This is a genomic window from Allofournierella sp., assembly GCF_017889395.1.
In the GTDB taxonomy this organism is placed as follows: domain Bacteria; phylum Bacillota; class Clostridia; order Oscillospirales; family Ruminococcaceae; genus Allofournierella.
This window is the reverse complement of the sequence record NZ_JAGHKE010000026.1, coordinates 1-24,576: the sequence shown is the minus strand read 5'-3', so window position 1 is coordinate 24,576 and position 24,576 is coordinate 1. Positions and strand designations below refer to the sequence as shown.

The 24,576-nt window shown below is 57.5% G+C and carries 19 protein-coding genes and 1 pseudogene; 8 read left to right on the top strand and 12 right to left on the bottom strand.

Translation table 11 applies throughout. The annotated features are described in order from the left end of the window. Positions 1-1,560, top strand: a 1,560-nt coding sequence (locus J7G73_RS04730; RefSeq protein ID WP_367113950.1) for an Ig-like domain-containing protein, incomplete at its 5' end; no start/stop codon positions are given. Positions 1,561-1,778: 218 nt separating this feature from the next. Here J7G73_RS04730 and J7G73_RS04725 read toward each other — a convergent pair. From J7G73_RS04725 to J7G73_RS04695, 7 genes are all read right to left on the bottom strand, one after another. After that, positions 1,779-2,522, bottom strand: a complete 744-nt coding sequence (locus J7G73_RS04725; protein WP_291245433.1) for a HAMP domain-containing sensor histidine kinase — start codon at positions 2,520-2,522, stop codon at positions 1,779-1,781. Between the two features lie 95 nt (positions 2,523-2,617). Next, positions 2,618-5,419: a glycoside hydrolase family 2 TIM barrel-domain containing protein gene (locus J7G73_RS04720; protein WP_291245432.1), complete on the bottom strand. Its 2,802-nt coding sequence runs from the start codon at positions 5,417-5,419 to the stop codon at positions 2,618-2,620. A 153-nt stretch (positions 5,420-5,572) separates the two neighbouring features. After that, entirely contained in the window at positions 5,573-7,276 is a 1,704-nt protein-coding gene (locus tag J7G73_RS04715; RefSeq protein ID WP_291245431.1) for a DUF2264 domain-containing protein, read from the bottom strand. A 34-nt stretch (positions 7,277-7,310) separates the two neighbouring features. Beyond that, the gene (locus tag J7G73_RS04710; RefSeq protein WP_291245430.1) at positions 7,311-8,471 is read right to left on the bottom strand and encodes a glycoside hydrolase family 88 protein; all 1,161 of its coding nucleotides are present in this window, start codon (positions 8,469-8,471) and stop codon (positions 7,311-7,313) included. 101 nt (positions 8,472-8,572) lie between these two features. After that, entirely contained in the window at positions 8,573-9,433 is an 861-nt protein-coding gene (locus J7G73_RS04705; protein ID WP_087295251.1) for a carbohydrate ABC transporter permease, read from the bottom strand. Between the two features lie 18 nt (positions 9,434-9,451). After that, on the bottom strand, positions 9,452-10,369 hold the full coding sequence (locus J7G73_RS04700; RefSeq protein WP_087295249.1) for a carbohydrate ABC transporter permease: 918 nt from the start codon (positions 10,367-10,369) through the stop codon (positions 9,452-9,454). A 109-nt stretch (positions 10,370-10,478) separates the two neighbouring features. Next, positions 10,479-11,795 carry an extracellular solute-binding protein gene (locus tag J7G73_RS04695; protein ID WP_291245429.1) on the bottom strand — a complete coding sequence of 439 codons (1,317 nt, stop codon included), beginning with the start codon at positions 11,793-11,795 and terminating at the stop codon, positions 10,479-10,481. A gap of 300 nt (positions 11,796-12,095) precedes the next feature. On the opposite strand from J7G73_RS04695, the gene J7G73_RS04690 reads away from it, so the two are divergent. The 7 genes from J7G73_RS04690 (at position 12,096) to J7G73_RS04660 (ending at position 19,450) form a co-directional block, all read left to right on the top strand. After that, positions 12,096-13,895: a sensor histidine kinase gene (locus J7G73_RS04690; protein ID WP_291245428.1), complete on the top strand. Its 1,800-nt coding sequence runs from the start codon at positions 12,096-12,098 to the stop codon at positions 13,893-13,895. A 14-nt stretch (positions 13,896-13,909) separates the two neighbouring features. Beyond that, the gene (locus tag J7G73_RS04685) at positions 13,910-15,178 is read left to right on the top strand and encodes a response regulator (protein ID WP_275532615.1); all 1,269 of its coding nucleotides are present in this window, start codon (positions 13,910-13,912) and stop codon (positions 15,176-15,178) included. Continuing rightward, the gene (locus tag J7G73_RS04680) at positions 15,172-16,995 is read left to right on the top strand and encodes a heparinase II/III family protein (protein ID WP_291245427.1); all 1,824 of its coding nucleotides are present in this window, start codon (positions 15,172-15,174) and stop codon (positions 16,993-16,995) included. The genes J7G73_RS04685 and J7G73_RS04680 overlap by 7 nt, the downstream gene beginning before the upstream one ends. Before the next feature lie 79 nt (positions 16,996-17,074). Continuing rightward, positions 17,075-17,890 carry a carbohydrate-binding protein gene (locus tag J7G73_RS04675; RefSeq protein ID WP_087295238.1) on the top strand — a complete coding sequence of 272 codons (816 nt, stop codon included), beginning with the start codon at positions 17,075-17,077 and terminating at the stop codon, positions 17,888-17,890. A 115-nt stretch (positions 17,891-18,005) separates the two neighbouring features. Further along, positions 18,006-18,323: an L-rhamnose mutarotase gene (locus J7G73_RS04670; protein ID WP_087295236.1), complete on the top strand. Its 318-nt coding sequence runs from the start codon at positions 18,006-18,008 to the stop codon at positions 18,321-18,323. Between the two features lie 190 nt (positions 18,324-18,513). After that, complete coding sequence (locus tag J7G73_RS04665; RefSeq protein ID WP_291245426.1) at positions 18,514-19,236, top strand: polyphosphate polymerase domain-containing protein; 723 nt, start codon at positions 18,514-18,516, stop codon at positions 19,234-19,236. Beyond that, positions 19,172-19,450 carry an ATP-binding protein gene (locus tag J7G73_RS04660; protein WP_367113949.1) on the top strand — a complete coding sequence of 93 codons (279 nt, stop codon included), beginning with the start codon at positions 19,172-19,174 and terminating at the stop codon, positions 19,448-19,450. Before J7G73_RS04665 ends, J7G73_RS04660 begins: the two co-directional genes overlap by 65 nt. Positions 19,451-19,564: 114 nt before the next feature. Here J7G73_RS04660 and argF read toward each other — a convergent pair. The 5 genes and pseudogenes from argF to argC form a co-directional block, all read right to left on the bottom strand. After that, positions 19,565-20,474: pseudogene (argF, locus tag J7G73_RS04655) on the bottom strand (ornithine carbamoyltransferase). Further along, positions 20,471-21,637, bottom strand: a complete 1,167-nt coding sequence (locus tag J7G73_RS04650; protein ID WP_291245424.1) for an acetylornithine transaminase — start codon at positions 21,635-21,637, stop codon at positions 20,471-20,473. The pseudogene argF and the gene J7G73_RS04650 overlap by 4 nt, the downstream one beginning before the upstream one ends. Then, positions 21,624-22,499: an acetylglutamate kinase gene (gene argB / locus J7G73_RS04645; RefSeq protein WP_291245423.1), complete on the bottom strand. Its 876-nt coding sequence runs from the start codon at positions 22,497-22,499 to the stop codon at positions 21,624-21,626. The genes J7G73_RS04650 and argB overlap by 14 nt, the downstream gene beginning before the upstream one ends. Positions 22,500-22,509: 10 nt before the next feature. Beyond that, the gene (argJ, locus tag J7G73_RS04640) at positions 22,510-23,724 is read right to left on the bottom strand and encodes a bifunctional glutamate N-acetyltransferase/amino-acid acetyltransferase ArgJ (RefSeq protein ID WP_291245422.1); all 1,215 of its coding nucleotides are present in this window, start codon (positions 23,722-23,724) and stop codon (positions 22,510-22,512) included. Between the two features lie 57 nt (positions 23,725-23,781). Next, the coding region (gene argC / locus J7G73_RS04635; RefSeq protein ID WP_291245421.1) for an N-acetyl-gamma-glutamyl-phosphate reductase at positions 23,782-24,576 on the bottom strand (795 nt) is incomplete at its 5' end.

The window sequence follows — 24,576 nt, the reverse complement described above, 5'->3', positions numbered from 1 at the left end:
GAATTCACCTTCAACTTCCCTGTGGCCGGCACCGGCTTTGCCATTACCGGCGGCAACGACGGCAGCGCCGTTCTGGATGTCTATGTGGACGGCAACCTGGTTGCTGAAAACGCAAAAACTTCCTCCAGCGGCACCCGTTTTGAGACCTACACTCTGACCGGCCTGACCAACGACAAGCACTCCGTGAAGGTTGTTGTGAAGTCCGGCACTCTGCAGATCGACGCGCTCTACACCCTGGGTGAGGAGCTGGAAGTGAGCGGAACTGCTCTGGTTTCCATTGAGAGCGAACTGCCCACCGGGCTGACTGTTCTGAGCAATGGCCGCCTGCCCGCCAGCGCTCTGCCCAGCACCGTAATGGTAAAGGACAGCAATGGCGAAATCAAGGAGATGCCCATTGTCTGGGAAGGCAATGAACCCGACAACTTCACCAACGTGTACGGCACCAATGATGTGGTTGGTGTGGTACAGGGCGGCATCACCGTTCTGGGTATGCCCCTGACCGCAAGCGTATCCGTGCAGGTCGTACCCAACAACCTGGTTTACTTCATCGATACCGTCTGCAACCTGAACGATGCAAATGCACCGGAGACCACCGAGTACTATGAACTGGTGAAATCTATGCTGGGCGATCAGCTGCTGAACGATAAGTTCGATCAGTTCAAGACCAGTGACAACACCTGGGGTCTGGTGGACACCGATGTTGGCACCAAGGGCTGGTCCGGCACCGCTGACATGTGGGCCACCGGTATTTACGGTAAGGAGAATAAGGTGGGTGAGACCATCTCCTACGACTTCTATCTGGAAGCCGGCGAATATACCATCACCTCTGCCCATCAGGAGTGGTGGTGGATGGACCGCCCGATGAAAGCTACCGTTTCCTATGGCGATACTGTTCTGGATGCGGGCACCTTCGGCGTGAGCGGCTCCAACCTGAGCCAGCTGAACGAGTTCACCTTCACGCTGGATGAGGCTGCAACCGTTCGTTACACCATCACCTGCACCGGCTCTCAGGCTCCCGTTGTGAGCTGGCTGGCCGTTGCCGATGAGAACATCGACTACGTTGCACCCACTCCGGAGCCGACCGCGACTCCTGAGCCCACCGCAGTACCCACTGCAGTACCTACTGCAACTCCCACCGCAGTTCCCACTGCAGTGCCTACTGCAGCTCCCACTGCGGTTCCCACCGCTGCACCTACTGCAGCTCCCACTCAGAAGCCCGATGAGGGCTCCACTCCCTCGGCTACCGCAGCTCCCACTGCAGCTCCCACTGCTGCACCTACTGCGGTTCCCACTGCTGCACCTACTGCAGCTCCCACTCAGAAGCCCGATGAGGGCTCCACTCCCTCGGCTACCGCAGCTCCCACTGCAGCACCCACTGCGGTTCCCACTGAGGAGCCTGCAGCAGAAGAGCAGCCGGCGGACAGTGAGGAAGCTGTTTCCTCTGAGAGCGAAGCTGTTTCCGCACAGGGCAGCGGCAGTGTACTGCCTGTTGTGATCGGTGCTGTGGTAGTGATCGCAGTAATTGCGGCCGTACTGGTTTTCGTCAAGAAGAAACAGTAAGGGACGCAAACTAGCGGAATACCCCTGCAGCGCTAAGAGCTGTAAACACTGAATTGAACAGCGGAAACCGTATATGCGGTTTCCGCTGTTCTTGGTTTGCAGAGCTGCTATAATCACAAAAAAACCGAGGTCTTTGCACAATGTCGTGCAAAGACCTCGGTTTTTTGCTTTGAAATTGGTGTTTTACCGGCGAATCGTAGTTTTTTATGCAGACAGATTTACCACAATTGCAAGAGTGTTGCTGTCCGGCTGCTCTGCCCGGATTTTCCCTTGTGCGCCAGTACGATGCTTTTGGCAATGGAAAGCCCCAGCCCATAGCCGCCGGTCTGACTGTTGCGGGATTGGTCGGTACGATAGAACCGGTCGAACAGACGGGTCAGCTGGGCACGTTCCAGAGGTTTGTCCACGGTGTTGGTGACGGTGAGCAGCGTACCGCGGTCCTGCTTTTCCAGTGTGAGAGTCAGCTGTCCGCCCTCAGGGGAGTATTTGAGAGCATTGTCCAGCAGGATGGAAACCAGCTGGCGAATGGCTTTCTCATCGCCAAGATACGAGAGCATGGGCTGCACCCGGATGGAAAATGCCTTGCCCTGGCTGGTGGCGAGAGCCGCAAAGGACTGGGCTATCTCCTCCACCGCATCCGAAAGGGGAAACTCAATGGGCGAAAGCCTGGGCTGTTCCTCTTCCATGCGGGACAGATAGATCAGATCGGCGGTCAGGCTGGTGAGACGCTGCGTCTGGCGGCGGATGTCGATGAGCCACTGGTTTTCCCCGCAGTCCATCTCGGCCAGGTCCACATCGGCGCTGATGATGGTCATGGGCGTTTTCAGCTCGTGGCCTGCGTCGGTGATGAACCGGCGCTGCTTTTCATAGCTTTCCGCCACCGGCCGCACAATCCGGCTGGAGAGGATCAGCAGCAGTGCCAGCACCGCACACAGACCCAGCACAGCCAGTAAAATGCGCATAGCAGCGCCTTCCTTCCAGTGTTGATACCACCAGCATACAGCAAAAGCCTTAATTATAATTTAAACTATGGCCCTGCAAGAGACGCGCTGTGCACTTAAAGCTGAATGAAAAATTCGACGTGGTGGTTTTGTTCCGCGCTGATTCGGTATTCGGGCTCCACATCAGTGCCCCAGCTGTCGATGCCGCCAACACCTCGAACCGCGCCCATCACGGTCACAATCGTGCGGCTGGGCGGCGGGAGCTGTTCCCGGTGATCGGCGTTCTGCAGCTCCTGGGCGGTGTAAGGCAGTGCACTGAATGCAAAGGGCTCCTTTGCCATGAGCAGCTCCAGCCGTGCGGTGGCTGCTTCCTGGGTGTTGCGCCGCTCCAGCGTCAGCCGGTGGGTGTCCATATGCACGCCGCAATCCTGGGGAACCAGATAGTCCGGGATATGGGGAATATCGCTGTGACGGCCGAAGGTGGCGCCCTTTTTCCGATCGGGATAGGTTTCGCCGGAAAGGCCCGTCCAGCCAAAGGAGGCTGCCGGCTCCGGCAGAACGAAACGAACACCGAATACAGGCAGCTCGGGCAGCTCCGGCGCACCCTGGAATTCGGCGCGCACCCTCAGGCTTCCCTGGGCATCCACCGAGTAAATCATTTCCACCGATGCGCCGGGAACCGCGGCAAATTCAAAGAAATAAGCGATCTCTACCCGGCGGGGACCTTTTTCACGGACCTCCCAGCGGGTGCAGCGGGGCAGTGCATCCGCTGCCATCCAGGCAGCGCTCTTTGCGGCAAAGGCGTTGCCGATGTCGTTTTCCGTGGCTGCCCGCCAGAGTGCGGGGCGAGGCGCACGATAGAGCCACTGTGTACCCTGGGAGATCAGCGAAACCGGGCCGGCTTCGGTGTAGGAGAAGAGAACCTCAAATCCCTGGCCCTGTACGCCCAGATTCACATCGCCCTCAATGACCACCAGATCGGCGGCGGATTGTGCCTGACGGGCGTTTTCGGCGTGCAGAGAGGCCACCTGCTGGGCAGACAGGCGGCTGGCCTTCGCGTTCTTTTGATCGTGCAGAGAACGCTGCTCAGGGCTGGAATACCAGTAGCGTACCTCCTGCATGGCGGGCTTTTCGCTGCCGTCAGCGAACACGATGCCGTTGGCGCTGAAGTTGTAGTCGGTGGGACGCTCGCCAAAGTCGCCGCCGTAACCCAGTACCCGGCGGCCCAGGCAGTCGGTGTGCCACAGGGCCTGATCCATATAGTCCCAGATGAAGCCGCCTTGATACTGGGGGAATTCCTCGCCCAAGCGAATGTAGCTTTCCATGCCGCCCAGGCTGTTGCCCATATCGTGCATGTATTCGCACAGGATAAAGGGTTTTTCCGGCTTGGCCTCCAGATATTCCCGGATGGCCTGCGGAGTGGCGTACATACGGCTTTCCATGTCGCTGATGGAGTCGAAGGCCCGGTTGTGGAACACACCCTCATAATGTACCAGACGGCTGGGATCGTTCTCGTGGAAGAAGTGGGTCATGGCCAGAATATCCTCACCCGCGTAGGATTCGTTGCCGCAGGACCAGATCAGAATAGCGGTGTGGTTCTTGTCCCGCTCGAACATGGAACGGGCACGATCCACCACGCATTTCTTCCACTGGGGCAGGCTGCCGGGCACGTTCCAGCTGGGCTCCACTGCGCCCATCTTCTGCCAGGAGCCATGGCTTTCCAGATTGGTCTCATCCATGGTATAGATGCCGTTTTCATCGCACAGCTCATACCAGTAGCTCTGATTGGGATAGTGGCAGGTGCGCACCGCGTTGATGTTGGCCCGGCGGAAGGTGGACATGGCGCGGTCCATGTCCTCACAGGTGATGGAGCGGCCCCGCTCTGCGCTCCATTCGTGGCGGTTTACGCCGTTGAATACCACTCGCTCGCCGTTCAGAAGCATCAGGCCGTCCCTCAGCTCAAAACGGCGGAAGCCGGTACGGTAGGGAACCAGCTCTACCAGGTTTCCCTGTCGGTCCTTCAGGAGGAACAACACCGAATACAGCACCGGATGAGCGTGGTCCCAGGGCTGAATGTCCGGCAGATGAAGAGTCGTTTCGCCGCTGGGGTCGATGGGACCGTCAAAGAGACAGCGGCCCAGAGGGTCAGTGATCCGGCAGGTTACAGAGCAGCCGTCGGTTTCGCCGGAGAGCAGCAGCAGGGGAGCGAGGGTGCCGGTGGTGTTGTCCTCTTCCAGACCGGCGCGCAGCCAGAGGTCCTCCACATGGATGCGGGGCTTGGCGTACAGATATACCGGGCGGAAGATACCGCTGAACCGGAAAAAGTCCTGATCCTCCAGCCAGCTGGCGCTGCATCGTTTATGGACCTCCACGCAGAGCAGGTTGCCGGTGGGACGAATAAACTCCGTTAGATCAAAGTGGGCAGGAGTGAAGGAATCCTCGCTGTAGCCGACGAAATGACCGTTCAGCCAAAGATAAAAGGCCTGCTCCACGCCTTCAAAACAGATGCAAACCCGTTTGCCTGCAAGCTCCGGGTCAAGGTCGAACCGGTGAACATAGCTGCCCACCGGCGCATTGTCCCAGTCAATCTGGGGCGGGCGCAGATTGCTGCGGCCGTCCCAGGGATACATGGTGTTGATGTACTGAATCTGGCCGTGGCCCTGGAGTTCCACATGGCCGGGTACCTGGATGGGGCCGAAGGCCGAGCGGTCGAAATCCTCCTGCCAGAAATCTGCCGGGCGGGCAGCGGGGCAGGGGCTGTAGGCGAACTGCCATTCCCCGTCCAGACTCTGACGCAGAGCCATTCGGCCCAGCGCCAGCTCCTGCTCGTTCTGGTACCAGCGATGATCGGAATGAGCGGGCAGCCGGCCCACCGCGAAGACCTCGGGGTCCACGAGCCATTTTAAATCAGGATGCATAAAAGTTCCCTCACTTTTGCTTGCTGCGCAGACCAGCTCCGCGCAGCGATGAATTCTATTCCTATTATAAAAGAAGGGGGCATTTTGTCAGCAAAATGCCCCCCCAAAAAAAGACGTACTGGTACTTCGCAATGCCGCGAAGTACAAATGTGATTACTGCGCGAAGGCGGTGATCTCGGTCTCCACCACGGTGGTGCCCGCGGCGATCTCGTACCGTACCGAGGGAATCACGGTGTTGGGCGCATACAGGCTGGTGTTGGGCCAGCACTCAATGATCTGCGCCGTGCCGGATTTGCCGCATACTGTGCAGCGCTGGGTCTGGTTGCCCGCTTCAGCGGTGCAGCCATCCGCCTTTGCGGCGAATTCCGGAGTAAACTTTGCCACCGCGAAGCCGCTGTCGTAGGCGGTGCAGGCAAAGGGACTCTGGATGGTGTGCCGCCGGATGTGGCCCTGCTCGGTGGGAATCAGCTCGGTGGTCACGGTGATGCCCTCGAAGGGAGACCAGGTGGCGATCATCCGGTCTTCTTTTACCTCAAAGCTGTCGCTGTGACGGCGCACAAACACCTGGCCGCTGATTACAAAGGCCAGCATGCTGTCCGGCGCGGCCTGCTCCAGCTGTACATAGCTGCGGCTGGCAGAGAAGCCGAACCGGGTGCTGTATACGAACTTGCCGTACTTTTCTGCGAACTGGCCGTGCTCGTTCTGCTCCACCTCAGAGGGGGCATACAGGTTCACCTGGCCGTCCGGAGTGCGCTGCATCAGGAAATGAGCATTGTACATGGGGGTCAGGCCCGGATTTGCGGCCAGAGGAGCGGCCTCTGCCTTCCAGAAGGGGTGATCCTCCGGTAGACCCAGCACGATGAAGCTCTTCATGGACCAGTAGGGACTGCCCGGCGCATTGTAGCGCTCAGTCATGAACATCTGGGGATAGCAGTAACCGATGTTCAGCACGCCGTCCCGATCAACAATGGGCTTTTCCATCCACCACTGGAGGTTACGCACGATGATACCCTTCATCTGCTCCAGCGGCAGGGGCTCCAGCCCGGCCCAGACGCAAACAGAGTAGAAGGCACACTGAGCAAAGCGGTAAGCAAGGCTCCGGCCATAGGGAATGGCAGCGCCGTTTTCATCGAACCAGTGCTGGAATTCCCGGCCGAACACCAGAGCCCGCTCCCGCAGGCGAGCGGCCCGTTCCGGATCGGTGTCAGCGGCGAACACGCTGTACAGCACGCCGTAGTACTGGATGGCCCAGGGAATATAGTAGTCGCGCTGAGGCTTGTTCAGAGGAGAACCGTCGCTGTACCAGCCGTCGCCGATGTACCAGCTTTCCATCTCCTGCAGATCCAGCTCCATGCGTTCAGGCTCATAGGGCATGTTTACCGAGCGCAGCGCCAGGTTGACCAGAATGCGGAAGCCCAGCCAGTTGCACATGGGCAGTTCATGCTGGTTGATGGTGCTCAGCCAGTTGACCAGATTCTGCTTTTCCTTGTCGCTCAAGGGCTCCCAGAACGTCTGGGGAACCTCCAGAATGGCACAGGCAATGGCGGCCATTTCCACGAACAGCTGGTCGTAGTCGCCGGGATTGCCCCAGTATTCCGGGCTCTCGGGATCGGTACCGCTGACCAGTCCCTTCTGGTAAATGCGGGTCAGTTCCGGTGCTTCGCCGCCGCCCTGCAGCAGGGGAGCCAGAGCCCACAAAATGCGGGAAAAGCCCTCCATCTGGATGGTATCGCGGCAGTAGCTGGCGCCGGTATCGCCGATCTGGAGCCGTGCGCAGCCCTCAGAGTAGAGGGGCAGCAGGGGGTCCAGAAGCTTGTGGGCCAGTGCTTCAAAGTCTTTGCGGGTATTCAGTTCCATTGCGCTCAATCCTTCTTTCCTGTATTGCGCTTTTTTACCAGTACAGCTCCCAGTCCTTGGTCAGACGGGTCAGAGCTTCCATGTAGAAGTAGTCGCCCCAGCTGGTGCATTCATCTACGCCCTCGGGGGTGCAGGTGTTGTAGGGGCTCTTCTTGCTGTAGGTGCCGTGCAGGATCTGACCGGCACCGGGCACATGCTCACGCACCGCGTAGTTGTCCACCAGGCTGCCCATCATCTGACGGGCCAGCTTCACATAGCCCTCGGCCTCTTCGGCCTCCACGTACTTGGCAGCCTCCAGCAGGCCGCAGGCCACGATGGCAGCGGAGGAGGAGTCACGGGGCTCTTCGGTGCCGCTGGTGAACACCATATCCCAGTAGGGAATCAGATCGTCAGGCAGGCGGGTCATGTAGAAGGCCAGCGCCTTGCGGAAGGTGTCCAGATATTCGGGGTTCTTGGTGTAACGGTAGCTCAGCACGCTGCCGTACACGCCCCAGGCCTGACCGCGAGCCCAGAAGCTGTCATCCTTGTAGCCCTGGCAGGTGGCGCCGTGGCTGGGGGTGCCGTCCGGATTCATGAAGAAGGTGTGGTAGGTGGAGCCGTCGGCACGGAAAGAGTTAGCCAGGCAGGTGGTGATGTGCTTGTGGGCAATGTCTGCGTATTTGGCATCGCCGGTCACCTCGGTGGCCCAGTACAGCAGAGGCAGGTTCAGCAGGCAGTCGATGATGTAGCGGTAGTTTTCCGGCGCACCCATCTCACCCCAGGCCTGAATGAACTGGCCCTTTTCCTGGAAACGGCTGATCAGCTGGTCGGCAGCCTTCACGGCGGCCTCCTTGCCGATCTCGCTGCCGGTCAGCTTGTAAGCTGCCACGCAGGAGGGGCTGTACAGGAAGCCCATATCGTGGTGGTCCACCTCGATCTTATGATCGATGCGGTAAGCGAAGCTGTTCACCAGCTCCAGAGCGGAGGCCTTGAAGGCCTCGTCGCCGGTGCGCTCAAAGGCCAGCCACACCTCGCCGGGCCAGAAGCCGCAGGTCCACTGGTTGTTGTCGCAGGCGGGGTAGATGTTGTCCACGCTGGAGTGGTTCTGGCAGCGGTCGGTGTACAGGGGCAGATTGATGCGAACCTGCTCACAGGCCTCGTCAAGAGCCGCAGCGGCGGCGGTATCGGTCAGAATGGGAAGATCAATGGTTTTCATAAAGCACCTCATTGCTCGGAGCGTTTCGGAAAGTCGGAACACTCCTGGAATAAAAAAACAGGGGCACGGAGCAGAATGCCCGTGCCCCTTCGGGGTAAAGGTTAGCCTTTCAGGCCGGCGGACGCAACGCCCTGCACGAAGTATTTCTGCAATGCCAGGAATACAATCAGCACGGGGATCAGCGCGATTACGGAGGCGGCCATAATCAGACCGTACTCAGCGGAATACTGGCTGATGAACATGCGCAGACCGATCTGGATGGTCTTGAGTTCGGTTTTGGTCAGGTAGATCATGGGACCAAGGAAGTCGTTCCAGGTGGAAACGAAGGTGAAGATGGTCAGGGTGGACAGTGCCGGCTTGGACAGCGGCAGCATGATGCGCCACCAGATGCCGTATTCGGACAGACCGTCGATACGAGCGGCTTCACACAGTTCGGTGGGAACGCCTTCATAGAACTGCTTCATCAGGAACACGCCGAAGGCGCTGAAGGCCTGCAGGCAGATGATGGCCAGATGGGTGTTGTTCAGGCCCCAGGAACGCATCATCATGAACTGGGGAACCATGTAAGCCTGCCAGGGCACCGCGATGGTGGCAATGTAGCCCAGGAACAGGAGCTTTTTGCCCTTGAAGTTCAGCTTTGCAAATGCGTATGCAGCGAAGCTGGAGGTGAACAGCTGCAGCAGGGTGACGATGATGGTCAGCTTGGTAGTGTTTAAAATGAAAGTGGCCAGGGGGATCTTAGTCCAGATGTCCACGTAGTTTTCCGGTCTAGGATTGGAAGGAACCCACTCAATGGGGAAGGAGAAAACGTCCTTGTTCATTTTGAAGGAGGCGGACAGCATCCAAACAAAAGGAATCAGCATTAAGAAGGCAACAACAATCAGAATGACATAAATAGCGACCATCGCGATCTGATGCTGCCTTTTGGCAGATTTGGTTTTTACTGCAAGTGTTTGTGCCATTTTTAAAAGCCTCCTTTCTTAGTTATCAGCGGAAGAACCGCGGAACTGCACCAGAGTAACAATCAGAACAAGTGCAAACAGAACCATACTGATAGCGCTTGCATAACCGTAACGGGGAGTACCCACGAAAGCGACATTGTAGATGTCGTAAACCAGGGTCATGGTTGCGTTGCCGGGGCCGCCCTGGGTGATCATGTACATCTGATCGTATACCTTAAAGGAGGTGATGGTCAGCATAATCACAACAAAGAAGGTGGTGGGACGCAGCTGGGGCAGGATGATGTGCCAGAAGATCTGGCGGCGGTTTGCGCCGTCCAGCTCAGCGGCTTCGTTCAGCTCAGGATTGGTACCCTGCAGGCCGGCCAGGTAAATGACCATGTAATAGCCCATGTTTTTCCACACGCTGAACAGGATAACGGTGATCATAGCAGTCTCCTTGCCAGCGGCCCAGCGGGGCAGTTCCTCCACGCCAAAGGCGGACAGAACCATGTTAATAGGGCCCATGGAAGGATTGAAAATCATGTTCCACACGGCAGCAACAGCAACCAGAGAAGCAACGTAGGGGAAGAATGCCACGGTGCGGAAGAAGTTGCGGGCAAATACCTTCTGATTCAGCAGCAGAGCCAGACCAAGGCTGCAGACCAGAGTCAGAGGAACCGTGCCGACTGCGTAAATGATGGTGTTCACAAAGGAAACCTTAAAGGTATTGTCAGACAGCAGATCAGCAAAGTTCTGCAGGCCGACAAACTGAATGGCATGCACGCCGTCCCAATTACAGAAAGCCAGGCAGATGGCGAAAATCATCGGAACCAGGGTGAATACGCAAAAACCAATGAAGTTGGGAGCAATGAAGCTGTATGCAACCAGGCTGTCCCGCAGGTTTTTGTTCATTCCCTTGCCTCGTACTGCGGATGCAGTTTTGGTGGTTCGGGGCATTCGAAATCCCTCCTCAAGGATATGTTTGGAAAGCTATACAAAATAAGAGGGGGCGGGCGCGATCGCCCGCCCCCGGCTGTTTATGAACGAGTGTAGAAAAGCAAGGGGATTACTCAGCCAGCAGAGCCTGAACCTCGCTGTTCATGTTGGCAATGCCTTCCTCAACGGTGCAGGCATAGGTCATGATGGCGTCATGCCAGGTGTTCAGAACGGTCTCGATCTCAGCAGCCTTGTCAGACAGGGGCATCTCCAGGTACACAGCAACGGTGTTCAGAGCCTCAACAGAAGCCTCGTCGGTGGGGAAGCCTTCGGTAGCAGCAATGATGCTGTTGATTTCGCTGTTGGAAACAGCGGGGAAGGTGCCGGTAGCAGCGATGGCAGCAGCGCCTTCGTCGGAAACACACCAGTTGATGAAGTCAGCAGCGGCTTCCTGGTTCTCGGAGTAGGGGTTGATGCCCAGGCTGGTCACAGTGCCCAGAGTGGTGCCGGCCTCGACTCCTTCGGGATGGGGGTACTTCACGATGCCGAAGTTTACAGGCTCAACACCGTTGGCCTCAGCGTCAGCATTGTAAGCCTGCAGGGTAGCGATGAACCAGCTGCCCATGTTGCACATAGCGGTCTGGCCATTCTCGAAAGCAGCAGAGTAGTGCAGAGCGCTGGTCTTCTGCTCGCCGTAGTCGCCTACAACGCCATCCTTCTGCTCAGCCAGAACGGTCTCGTAGTAGGGAGCCAGGAAGTCGTAGTTGCCGTCGATGATGGTGTTCTGGCCATCCAGGATGCCGAACAGGGTTACGTCGGAACGCCAGGTGTGGTAGAAGTTACCGTAAACGCCGCTGGCCTCGGAAACCTCACGGATCAGAGCGTCGAACTCATCGAAGGTCATGTCGTTGGTGGGGTACTCTACGCCAGCAGCATCAAAGATGTCCTTGTTGTAGTACAGAACCCAGAAGTCGGAACGGAAGGGAACGCCGTAGAAGTTGCCGTCCTCAGCGGTCAGCTGCTCGATAACGCCGCCGAAGTCAGCGGTGTCGCGCTCCAGAATGTCGTTCATGGGAACGAGCATCTCCAGGTTGATCAGGTTGGAGTAACCGGGAATGTCCTTGATGGTCAGAACATCCAGCTCGCCGTTACCGCCAGCCAGCTGAGTAGCCAGCTGAGTCATGTAGTCGGTAGAGCCCAGGTCGGTCATCTCAATGGTCACATTGGGATGGCTTGCCATGTAGCCGTCAGCCATGGCTTTCCAGTAAGCAGTGGACTCCAGATCCCAAACAGCCCAGTTCAGGGTAACCTGCTCTTCAGAGCTGCCGGTGGAGGTGGAGGCAGTGCTGGCGGTGCTGGTGGCGGTGCTGGTGGAAGTGGATCCACCGCAAGCAACCATGGACAGAGCCATTACACTAGCGGTCACGAGTGCAAGAAGCTTTTTCATAGTGTGTGTTCTCTCCTTCTGTTATTTTTGATGAATCGTGAACGGATTCATCCCTGTAATAGATTATAATATAATTTAGCCTAAAAACAGATAGACTTTTTCAAGAAAAATTATGCAAAAAAGTAGGAAGTGGAAAGTCCTCCCAAAGAAAGAGGTTTTTGAAATCATGTATTTTTTTCAGAAAGATATATTTTTTTCATTGGAATTTTGCATTTCTTTGCTTTGACGCGGTGCTTTATTGTATAATAAAAGGGATATTAATAGTATAATAAGGTGAATGATAGCGAAAGGAACGATGTTGTGTTGAAACGCCGCCACTCACTTCAGATGCGAATTATTATGCTTTCCCTTGCGTTTAGTTCCATGATCGCCTTGGGAATCTGTGCGGTGAGTTTAGTTGTAGTATATCGAAATTATCTTCGGGCCAATTCGCAGAGTGTGGAGTACAGTTTGCAGGTTGCTGCGAACCAGCTTCGGCAAAACGTGAGTGAGATCGACGATTTTGCTGATTGGTGTACGGTGAACAGTACAATCCGAAGTTATATATTTGGAAATGTACAAACACAGCAGGTTCTTACGGTTTATGATACTTTACTTAATAAATATTCTTCGCAGTATACAGCGCGCTATCTGGACCGTATTCTGATTACAGATAATAATGGGCGGATTCTGCAGCAGGGAATGACCACCACACAAAGCCTTGCAATCACCGGGGATGGAATCTACCAGTTGCCGGGGTTCTCTGAAGGTACCGAAAATCTGTCATGGACCATGCTGGAAAAAGACCCACTGATCATTGGCAATTCCAAAACAATCATTCCGGTCATGCGAAAAATAGCCAGCTACTCCAGCAATGCCCAGGCGCAGGTTTACATTGCGGTTTCCAGCAGGATGATCACCGATGTGCTGCAGGAAACCAATGCCTGCGAGGACTGTGAGCTGTTCTGGATTATGAATGATCAGATGTGGCGGGTAAGCGGAAATGAGCTGGTCGCGCTGGAGCCCGGCACGGAAATCCAATCTGTGGAAGAGATTCCGGATTACGTGTCGCTGATGAACCAGCAGACATGCCTAATCCGTTATAACGAACAGCTTGCGCTTGCATACCCTGTGGGAGTTCACGATTTGTATATTGCGCAGTTTCTGCAGCAGCCGGTGATCTGGGATCAATTGCCCAGCATGTTCCCCTTCTTTGTTATGATGCTTGGCGGCCTTTCGCTGCTGGGCCTTCTGTTGGGTCTTGTGCTGCGTCAGATGATTGCGGTCACGGTGCAGGCGCTGCAAAAACAGCTGGCACGGATCAGCGAGGGCGACTTTACGCCCAATCCGGACATTGAGTGGGACAATGAAATGGGCGACATTGGCCGCGGAATCAACGGACTTTCCCGTTCCATCAGCACGCTGATGGAAAAACGGCTGGATGACGAGCGACAGAAAAAGGATCTGGAGTATCGGATGCTGCAAAACCAGATCAACCCCCATTTTATTTATAATACATTAAATAGTATCAAATGGATGGCGGCGATCCAGCATGCCACCGGTATTGTGGAGATGACCATGGCGTTGTCGCGCCTGCTGAAAAGCGTTTCCAAGGGCAATGAGCGCCTGGTTACGCTTCAGGAGGAGTTCGCTCTGCTTAACGACTATTTTACCATCCAGCATTATCGCTACGGAGGAACGATCATGCTGGATGTATCCTACATTGAAGACGAGCGCCTGTGTCAGAATTGCATGATTCCGCGCTTTACCTTGCAGCCATTGGTGGAAAACGCGATTTTCCATGGAATCGAGCCAAAGGGCTGTGCAGGAAACATCGAGATCATCGTTACTCGCGATCCGTGCGGGGATACGCTGATTGTTTTGAAGGATAACGGTGTGGGTATGGATGAGGAAATGGCGGCAAAGGTGCTTCGTGCGCCGGAAGGCGAGGAGGCCGAGGCGAAATATCGTCATGTGGGCATGTGGAACGTGCACCGCCGTTTGCAGTATAGCTTTGGTGAAGAATATGGGTTGTCCATTTCTTCTCAGCCGGGGGTTGGAACATCGGTCACGATTCGTCTTCCCCCTGCCCATAATTCGGAGGAGGAGAGTACGGATTGATTCGTGTCTTACTTGTGGACGATGAACCGCTGGTTCTTATTGGCATGCAAAGCATGATCAATTGGGCAGAACAAGGGTTTGAACTGGTTGGAACAGCGCGAAACGGAAGCGAGGCATTGGAAAAAATCGATGATTTGAAGCCGGACATTGTGGTGTCGGACATTCGCATGCCGGTAATGGACGGGCTGACGATGGTGGCGCGCTGCAGGGAAAAGGACAACGCGCTGCCGGCGTTCATTATGCTGACCAGCTACGAAGAATTTTCCTATGTGCACCGGAGCATGAATCTGGGAGCGGTGGACTACCTGCTCAAACTGGAATTGACCGAGGAAAATCTGCTGGCCGCGCTGGAGCGTGCCCGGAATGCGGTGAAAAAAGAGAAGGCGCTGCGCCAGCCATCCTCGGAGACGGTGACTGGCTTGGAGCGGTATCGGGACCGGTTCTTTATTCATATGTACAGCGGAGCGTTCGACAGTGATGTTCAGATCCGCTCTGCGGCGGAGGAGCTGGGCATCAAGCTGGATTCGCCCTGGTATGCGGTGGCAATTGCCAGCATACGAAACCGCAAAGAGGATATCGAGCATCAGATCACGCTGAGCGCGGGCGTTACCCGCATGGCGGCGGATGTTTTGCCCAAATATATGCCCTGCTTTGTCACGGTTGTGGACCCAAGGCATTTTTCGGTGCTGTTCCCGCTGGAAACACCGGACGATATGCAGCAGTGCCTGATGCCGGTGCTGGAGAAGGCGAACAGCATTTTGTACAAATATTTCAGCGCCACCTTGTGGTGGGGCATCGGCCCTGCGGTAAACCGGCTGGATAAAATCCCGCACAGCAAGCGGGAGGCGCTTTCGGTCCTGCCGGTTCTGAGCTCCAGTGAGCCCATCGGTTTTACCGGAAGCGGAGCAAAACCGACGCTGGATCACCGGGCAAGGATCGTGGCGGACATTCAGAAATACATTCGCAATAATCTGGACAAGCGGCTTTCGCTGAACGATGTGGCGGCGGTGTTCAATTTCAGTCCGGGTTATCTCAGCCAGCTGTTTACACAAAACGGGGAAAGCAGCTTTGTGGAGTTCGTAACAGAAACCCGCATTGCAGCTGCGAAGGATCTGATGGCATCCACAGATCTTAAGATCTATGAGATCAGCCATAAGCTGGGCTTTGAAAGTGCCTTCTATTTTTCCAAGGTTTTTAAAAAGCTGGAGGGTGTAAGTCCGCGTGCCTACATGCAGAAGCTGCGCGGCATCTCTTTTGATAAGGAGGAGACAGCAGAATGTTGATGGAATTTCTTCAGCAAACTCCTGCATTTGTTCCGGGACAGTGGAGACCTTGTCCCCCTGTATCGGATCGGAATGCATGGGAGTCGCTGCCCGGCGCAGCCCGGCTGCTGCAGGCAGGGCAGCAGGCGGCGAAGGACGATACCGGTGTACCGGCATTGCCGCTTTCGCTGTGGCTGCGGTTCACTGCCGACGGGGACCGTACCCAATACGAGAACGCGTATTTCGGCCGCCGCCGCACGCTGGCGCGCCTAGCATTGGCAGAAGCGGTAGAAAATCAGGGGAACTTTATTCCGCTGATCGGGGACTATGTGTGGGCCATTTGTGAGGAGAGCGCCTGGCAGCTGCCTGCCCATAACAGTTATATTCGGGATACGCCGCAGCTGCCTCTGGCGGATACCTCCCGGCCGATCGTGGATCTGTTCGCTGCCGAGACCGCGGCGCTTCTGGCGATGGTCCACTACCTGCTGGGCGACGCGCTGGAGCGCTATGCTCCCGGCTTGCCCCGGCGGCTGGTCCGGGAAGTGACCTTCCGGGTGCTGACGCCCTGGCAGCGGGATCACTTCTGGTGGAAGGGCAACGGCGGTGAGCCCATGTGCAACTGGACACCTTGGTGCGTGCAGAACTGCCTAATCGCATTTTCTCTGCTGCAGCCGTGTAGCAAGGAATATCTGTATACCGTGGTGCGCAGCGCCGCCTACAGTCTGGATTGCTTTTTAAAGGACTACGGCGAGGACGGTGCATGCAGCGAGGGCGCCCAGTACTACAGCCACGCCGGTCTGTGCCTGTTCAATGGGCTGGACATTCTGTGTGCCATTGCTCCGGGCGTGTTTGACCGGGTGTGGGAGCAGCCCAAGCTGAGGGGAATCGCCGAATACATTTCCAATGTACATGTTTCCGGTTCGTTCTATCTGAACTTTGCGGATTGCAGCCCGCTTGCCGGTGCGCGCGGTGCGCGGGAATTCCTGTTTGGCAGAAAGATTGGCAGTCAGCCGCTCATGGCGCTGGCAGCAGAGGATTTTGTGCGCTGGCCGGGCGGCGAACCCACCTCGGATTCGGTGGCGGGCATCAACCTGTACTATGCGGTACAGACAGCCTTTGCGGAGGCGGACATCTGCGCCTATGCGAAGGAACACGCCGGAAGCGCCGCTGTGCTTCCGGAGGACAGCTGGTATCCCAGCATCGGGCTGTGCATCTGCCGCCGTGCGGGTTATACCGTGGGCATCAAGGCAGGCTGCAATGCCGACAGTCACAACCACAACGACACCGGCAGCGTGACACTGTATAAAGACGGAAAGCCGCTGCTGATTGACCTGGGCGTGGAGAGCTACACCAAAAAGACCTTCAGCCCTCAGCGGTACGAGATCTGGACCATGCGTTCCGGCTGGCACAATCTTCCGGAGTTTGACCCGGAAGGGGCTGCTTATGAGCAGAAGCCGGGCGCGGAATTTGCCGCCCGGGAGGTACAGAAGCTGGAGGGTGGTCTGAGCATGGACATTGCACCCGCCTATGGAACGGTTCCCGGCCTGGGCAATTACTGCCGTAAAGCGGTTCTGCAGGAGGACGGCTTGCATCTGAGCGATGAAACCGACTATCCCGGCGAGGTGGCTCTGAGCCTGCTAAGCGTGGAAGCGCCCCAGGTGGAGGAGTCCGGCATCCGATTCGGGGAACTGGGCTTTGCTGCAATCGAGCAAATGCCTTTGCGCATCACCACCGAGAAGGTGGAGGTGACCGATGCTCGCCTGCGCACGGCCTGGCCTCAGGTGATCTGGCGTACCCGAATCTGGTTTAAGCATGGTCTGGATTTGATCGTTGGATAATGTTCAATCGAAATGCTGCATTGCAAAGCGGAAAATAGGCAATGCGGCATGAAAATAGAAAGTGAGGAATCGACTGTTCATGGAAACCATTAAACTGAAGGTGCTGGATGTGCCCGGCCATACGCTGCTGACCTGCAATGCGGCGCAGCAGGTAAGTCTGGTTTATACGAATGCCTACCGTCCGGGCGATCGGGTGGCACTGGAGATCAACACCCCCGGGCGCTACTGCTGGATTCAGTTCGAGGATACGATGCCGGAAGTGCTGGTCTATGTGGAAAAGCGGGAAATCAACTTTACCATTCCCTTTGGCGAGCAGGCAATCACCTACAGCCCCAAAAGCTTTACGGGTGAGCGTCATGTGATCCGTGCCCGGCTGGCAACCCCCGAAGAGGTGGCGGTGCGCCGGAACCTGGCGTTTAATCCCTACGATCAGCATGGAGATACCGGCTTTTATCCCCATGCGGTGGCAAACGTGGAGACCCGCGGTGAAGCGGTGTTTGCAGCGCGCAATGCCATTGACGGAATCTTTGAAAACACTGCGCACGGGGAATACCCCTATCAGAGCTGGGGCATCAACCGGGACCCGAAGGCGGAGCTGCGCCTGGAATTCGGCCGTCCGGTCACTCTGGATGAGCTTCGGCTGACCCTGCGGGGTGACTATCCCCATGATAATTACTGGACACAGGCCACCGTGGTATTCTCGGATGGCAGCCAGGAGAAGCTTTCCCTGACCAACAGCCTTGCGCCCCAGCGTTTTCCGCTGGAGACGCCCAAGACGGTGACCTGGCTGGTGCTGAAGGATCTGATTCAGGCGGAAGGCCCCTCGCCGTTCCCGGCCCTGACCCAGATCGAAGCCTGGGGCTGTGAGGCTGCTGAGGTCGCAGAACAGGCATAAAGGTTTAAAAAATATCCCCGGCGGGCAGCGTCTGCTGCCCGGTACGGGGATGTTTTTTCAGAAAGCAGGGGCAGATGAAGCCCCGCGGAATTGTTTGCAAAGGAGAGAAGAGCAAATGGAACGTATGGCCTGGCGAGGCAAGATCAAACCCGGTAAAAAGGAAGAATACATCCGCCGCCACAATGAAATCTGGCCGGAGATGGTGGAGGTTCTCAAGAAGGCGGGAATCTGCAACTACACCATTTATGCGGACAAGAATGAGCTGTTTGGGTACTATGAATGTGAAAAGGGCGTTGCCTATGCAGAAAAGACCCAGGCGGAAAGCGCTGTTGTGGATCGCTGGAATGAATACATGAAGGACATTCTGGAGCTGGAAATGGACCCGGAAACCGGAGCGCAGCCTAAGCTGGAGCCTGTATTCCGGCTGGACTGAGAAAGCGGCAGTAATGATACCGGCATAAAAACGAAAAAGCGAACCGATTCCCAAAAGGGAGTCGGTTCGCTTTTTTGAGTGCAAAGGGCAGAGGATGTGCCCACAAAACTTTTTCAGGATTTTTAAAGTTCAGTTAGGGTTGACACGGTACACTGAACACAGAAAATCCAAACGAGGGAGGCACATCGCCGTGAAAGATCAGATGATTTTTCAGCGTTATGAATTCAAATATCTGCTGACGCGAAGTCAGCTGCGGACCGTTCTTCTGGCCGCAAAGCCCCACATCGTACCCGATGCTTACAGCCACAGCTCCATTCGGAATATCTATCTGGATACCCCGGATTTCCGGCTCATCCGCCGCAGCCTGGAAAAGCCGGTCTATAAAGAGAAGGTCCGCCTGCGAAGCTACGGAACAGCAGAGGCGGGGGATTCGGTTTTTGTAGAGCTGAAAAAGAAATACCGGTCGGTGGTATATAAACGGCGCCTTTCCATGGAGCGGGAACAGGCCATGGCCTGCGTTTTTGGAAAGAACCCCTGGCCGGATACCCAGATCGGCCAGGAACTTGCCTATGCAATGAACTTTTACGGCGACCTGCGTCCGGCAGTGTTTCTTTCCTACGAGCGGGATGCCTACCAGGGCATCGAGGACCCGCAGCTGCGGATGACCTTCGACTCCCGGATTCTGTACCGCCGACAGGGACTCAGTCTGGGTGCAGAGCCCTGGGGTGTACCGCTGCTTGGGGCAGACCAGGTGCTGATGGAGCTGAAGGTAGCCGGTGGACTGCCGCTCTGGCTGGCACGGGTGCTGTCCAGTCAGGGGATTTATAAGACCTCATTTTCCAAATACGGTGCTGCATATCAGGATAAGCCTGAACAATACAGGGGATTGGGCAGAACTGTGCGTGGAGGATGACGGTCCGGGGCTTTTACCGGAGGAGCGGGAGAGAATTTTCGAACCCTTTTATCGGTTGGACCGTTCCCGCAGCAGGGAAATCGGCGGCAATGGTCTGGGGCTGGCCATTGTGCGGCGGATCACTCGGCAGTATGGTGGAACGGTATATGCAGAGCAATCCTCCCTGGGCGGGGCTTGCTTTGTAGTGCAGCTGCCATTTCGGAAAACGGAATGATTATCGCAGAAATAAAAAGGAGCATCTCTGTGGAGACACAGAGATACTCCTTTTTCGTAAAAGATAACAACCGGGAAACAGATGTCTGGGGGTGCAATGGATAAGATAGAGCGGTTACTGCTCGCCGCCCATGCACTTGACCAGAACGGCCTTCTGGGCATGCAGGCGGTTTTCGGCCTCCTCGAAGATCTCGTCGGCGTGCTGCTCGAACACCTCGGTGGTGATCTCCTCCTCCCGGTGGGCGGGCAGGCAGTGCATGACCATGGCGTCCGGCTTGGCCAGAGCCATGTTGGCGGCGTTCACCTGGTAGGGGGCGAACACCTTGCGGCGCTCGGCGGCCTTGTCCTCCTGACCCATGGATGCCCATACGTCGGTGTAGACCACATCTGCGTCCTGAATGGCCTGCTGCACATCGGTGGTGCACAGGAAGTTGCCGGTTTCGCTGGCCCACTGCATCAGCTTGGCGTCCGGCTCATGCCCGGCGGGACAGGCCACGGATACCTGCATGCCCATGGTGATGCAGCCGGCAATCAGGCTGTTGGCCATGTTGTTGCCGTCGCCTACAAAGCAGAGCTTTTTGCCTGCCAGTGCACCCTTGCGCTCCCGGATGGTCATCAGGTCCGCCAGCACCTGACAGGGATGGCAGTAGTCGGTCAGGCCGTTGATGATGGGAATGGAGCCGTATTTGGCCAGATCCTCCACCTCCTGCTGGGCAAAGGTACGGATCATGATGCCGTCCAGATAGCGGCTCAGCACCCGGGCGGTGTCCTCCACCGGCTCGCCGCGGCCGATCTGCAGGTCCCGGCTGCTCAGAAACAGGGCGGAGCCGCCCAGATCGAACATGCCCACCTCGAAGGATACACGTCCGGGTGGAGGATTTGGAGAAGATCATACCCAGGGTTTTGCCCTTCAGCAGGGGATGGGGTACGCCGTTTTTCTTTTCGTACTTCAGCTGATCCGCAATGTTCAGCAGCTCAGTGATCTCATCCGCGGTCAGATCGGCCAGTTTCAATAAATGTTTCATTTCGCACACACCTCTTTTATGATGGTTACTGCCTGCTCCAGCAGGTCGTTTGGAATGTTCAAAGGCGGCAGTAGCCGCAGCTTGTTCTTGGCCCGCAGGGGCAGTACGCCCAAGGCCTGACAGTCGGCCAGCACCTGGCCCGGGTCCCGCTCGGTCTCGATGCCCAGCATCAGGCCGAGGCCGCTCACGCTGCGCACGCCGGGCGCGCCCTCCAGCTGAGCGCGAATCCATTCGCCCTTGGCGGTGACCTCCGCCAGCAGGGTGTCGTCCAGCCGCTTCAGAATGGAGATAGCTCCGGCGCAGCACACCGGGTTGCCGCCGAAGGTGCTGCCATGGCTGCCCGGGGTCAGCACACCAGCCGCCTTACCGCCCAGCAGCACTGCACCAAGCGGCAGGCCGCCGCCCAGTCCCTTGGCGGTGGTCACCACATCCGGCTGGATGCCGTAGTGCATGTAGCTGAACAGCTTGCCGGTGCGGCCGTTGCCGGTCTGCACCTCATCCACCATCAGCAGCAGCTTATGCTCGCTTGCCAGCTGGGCCAGTCCCTGCACGAAGGCCTTGTCCTGCACCAGCACGCCGCCCTCGCCCTGAATCATCTCCAGAAGAACAGCGCAGCAGGGGACTTCGTCCAGAATTTTTCGGATGCCTTCCAGATCGCCGGATTCACCATACACAAAGCCGGGAGTCAGGGGCAGGAAATCCTTGTGGAACACTTCTTGCCCGGTGGCGGCAAGGGTGGCCAGAGTGCGGCCGTGGAAGCTGTTTTTCAGGGTGAGCACGGTGAAGTGCTCCGGCCCCAGCTGTTCCGCGCCGTATTTGCGGGCAACTTTAATGGCGCATTCGTTGGCCTCCGCGCCGGAATTGGAGAAGAATACCTCCTGCATGCCGGTGCGCTGGCAGAGCATGGCCGCCAGCTTGGCACAGGGCTCGGTGTAATACAGGTTGGAGGTGTGCTGCAGGGCGGCGGCCTGATGGGTAACCGTCTCCAGCCACTGCGCGTCGCAGGCACCGAAGGCGTTTACACCGATGCCGCTTCCCATGTCGATGTACTGTTTGCCGTCCTCACCGGTGAGTAGCGCGCCCTGGCCGCCGGTGAGGGTCACCGGGAACCGGGCATAGGTGTGGGCCACATAGGATTGGTCCCGTTGTTTAATGTTGCCCATAATTTCCTCCGGAAACAAACATGGTGCCGATGCCCTCGTCGGTGAGAGTCTCGATCAGGATGGTGTGGGGGATGCGGCCGTCAATGATGAACACCCGGCTCACGCCCCGGCGGATGGCTTCAATGCAGCATTCCACCTTGGGAATCATGCCGCCGGAGATCACACCCTCCCGCATCAGCTGGGGCGCTTCGCTCACGGTGATCTGGCTGATCAGGGTGAAGGGGTCATCCTTGTCCCGCAGGATGCCGCAGATGTCGGTCATGGAGATCAGGCTCTCGGCCTTCAGCTCGGCGGCGATGCGGGCGGCGGCGGTGTCGGCGTTGATGTTGTACACGTTGCCCTCCGCGTCGCAGCCCACGGTGGAAATTACCGGGATGTAGCCTTTTTCCAGTACGTCCAGCACCGGTTCCACGTTGATGTGGGTGATCTCGCCCACATAGCCCAGCTCCGGCCGCAGGGGCTGGGCCTGAATCAGATAGCCGTCCATGCCGCTCAGACCGATGGCCTTGCCGCCCTTACTCTGCAAAAGACTCACAAGGCTTTTGCAGAGCTTGCCTGCCAGCACCATCTGCACGATGTCGGCGGTTTCCTTGTCGGTCACCCGCAGGCCGTCCACAAATTTGCTTTCCTTGCCCACACGCTTGAGCATGTCGCTGATTTCCGGTCCGCCGCCGTGCACCAGCACCACCTTCACGCCGATCAGGCTCAGCAGCACCAGGTCGCCCATTACTGCTTGCTTTAAATCTTCGTTGATCATGGCGTTGCCGCCGTATTTCACCACCAGAATTTTACCGGTGTACTTCTGAATGTAGGGCAGGGCATGAATCAGCACCTGCGCCCGTTGTGCATTGCTCAGTTCCATGGCTGCCTCCTCAGGTGCGATAATCGCCGTTGATTTTCACATAGTCGTAGGTCAGATCGCAGCCCCAGGCCGTGCTTTCGGCGCTGCCGCTGTTCAGCTCCACCTGGATTTCGATCTCGTGCTCCAGCAGAATCTGCTTGGCTTTTTCCTCCGAGAAGGGGATGCCCGCCCCGGCCTTGCACACCTCAATGCAGCCCGCCTTGCTGACGAAGGCCACATCCACTGCCTGCACGTTCACATCCGCGCCGCTGTAGCCGATGGCGCAGAGAATGCGGCCCCAGTTGGCGTCCGCCCCGAAGATGGCGGCCTTTACCAGCGAGGAGCAGATCACCGACTTTGCCACGGTGCGCGCGGTGGCCAGATCGGCTGCGCCGCTCACCTTGCATTCCAGCAGATGGGTCGCGCCCTCGCCGTCACCTGCCAGCATCTTGCACAGCTGCATGGTCACGGTGTTCAGTGCCTTCATAAAGACGGCGAAGTCCTCGCCCCCCTGGGTGATGAGGGTGTTGCCCGCCATGCCGTTGGCCAGAACGATCACCATGTCGTTGGTGGAGGTGTCACCGTCCACGCTCACCATGTTGAAGGTGCTCTGCACGTCGGTGCTCAGGGCCTTCTGCAGCAGCTCGCTGCTGATGGCCGCGTCGGTGGTCAGGAACACCAGCATGGTGGCCATGTTGGGATGAATCATGCCGCTGCCCTTGGCGATGCCGCCCAGATGGCATACCTTGCCGTCCAGCTCAAACTCCACCGCCGCTTCCTTGGGGATGGTGTCGGTGGTCATGATGGCGGTGGCTGCGTGCAGGCTGTTGTGGTAGGCAAGATCCGCTGCCAGCGGGGCCATGCCGGCCTGGATGACCTCCAGGTTCAGCGGCTGGCCGATCACGCCGGTGGAGGCGATGGCCACATCCTCGGGGGCGAGGCCCAGCTGATCCGCCGCCAGCTGACACATGGCGTTGGCAATCTGGGGGCCGTCTGCATTGCAGGTGTTGGCATTGCCGCTGTTGCAGAGAATGGCCTGCGCAGTGCCGTCCGCCAGATGCTCCTTGGTCACCAGCAGGGGTGCGCCCTTCACCAGGTTGGTGGTGTACACCGCCGCGGCGCTGGCCTTGCAGTCACTCACGATCAGCCCCAGGTCCCGTTTGGTCTGATTTTTCCGGATGCCGCAGTGAACGCCCGCGGCCTTGAATCCCGCTGCGGCGCAGACGCCGCCTTCGATCTGTTTCATGTTCGTTTTCCCTTCCCTATATATAATGAAAATATAATAAAGCTGCTGTTGAATGGCTTAAAAGCTAAGACCGGTTTCCGGGGCAAGCCCCAGCACCAGGTTCATACATTCCATTGCCGCGCCGCTGGCACCCTTGCCCAGATTGTCGTATCGGGCGGTGAGCAGGATGCGATCGCCGTTGCCCGCCACCGAGATCTCCATTCCGTCCAGACCGGTGAGGGCCGCTGCGGAGAAGAAGCCCTCCTCTCCGCAGGATTCCTTCCAGTGCACCACCGGACCGGTGTAAAGGCTTTGGTACAGCTGGCACACATCCTCCACGCTGCCCTTCAGCTGGCTGGCAAACAGGGGAACCGTCACCGCCATGCCGCTGTAGAAATCCGCCACGATGGGGCAGAAGATGGGCGGTGCTTCCAGCCCGGTGACGGCCTTCATCTCGGGCAGGTGCTTGTGCTGCTGGCACAGACCATACTGACGGGGAGCGTCCAGCAGCGGGCTGCGGGCCGGATCCTCATACTGGGTGATCATCGCCTTGCCGCCGCCGCTGTAGCCGGTGACGGAGTGACAGGTGAGCAGGGTATCCTTTGCCAGAAGTCCGGCGCTGACCAGTGGCTGTACCAGCGCAATGAAGCCGCTGGCGTGGCAGCCGGGAACCGCGATACGCTTCCCGTTTTTCACTGCCTGAGCAAAACTGTCTCCCAGCTCAGGAAACCCGTAGGCCCAGCCCGGGGCGGTCCGGTGCGCCGTGGAGGCATCAATGATCACCGTGTTCGGGTCAGTCACCAGGGCCACGGCCTGCTTTGCCGCCGCATCCGGCAGGCAGAGAAATGCAATGTCGCATTCGTTCAAAGCAGC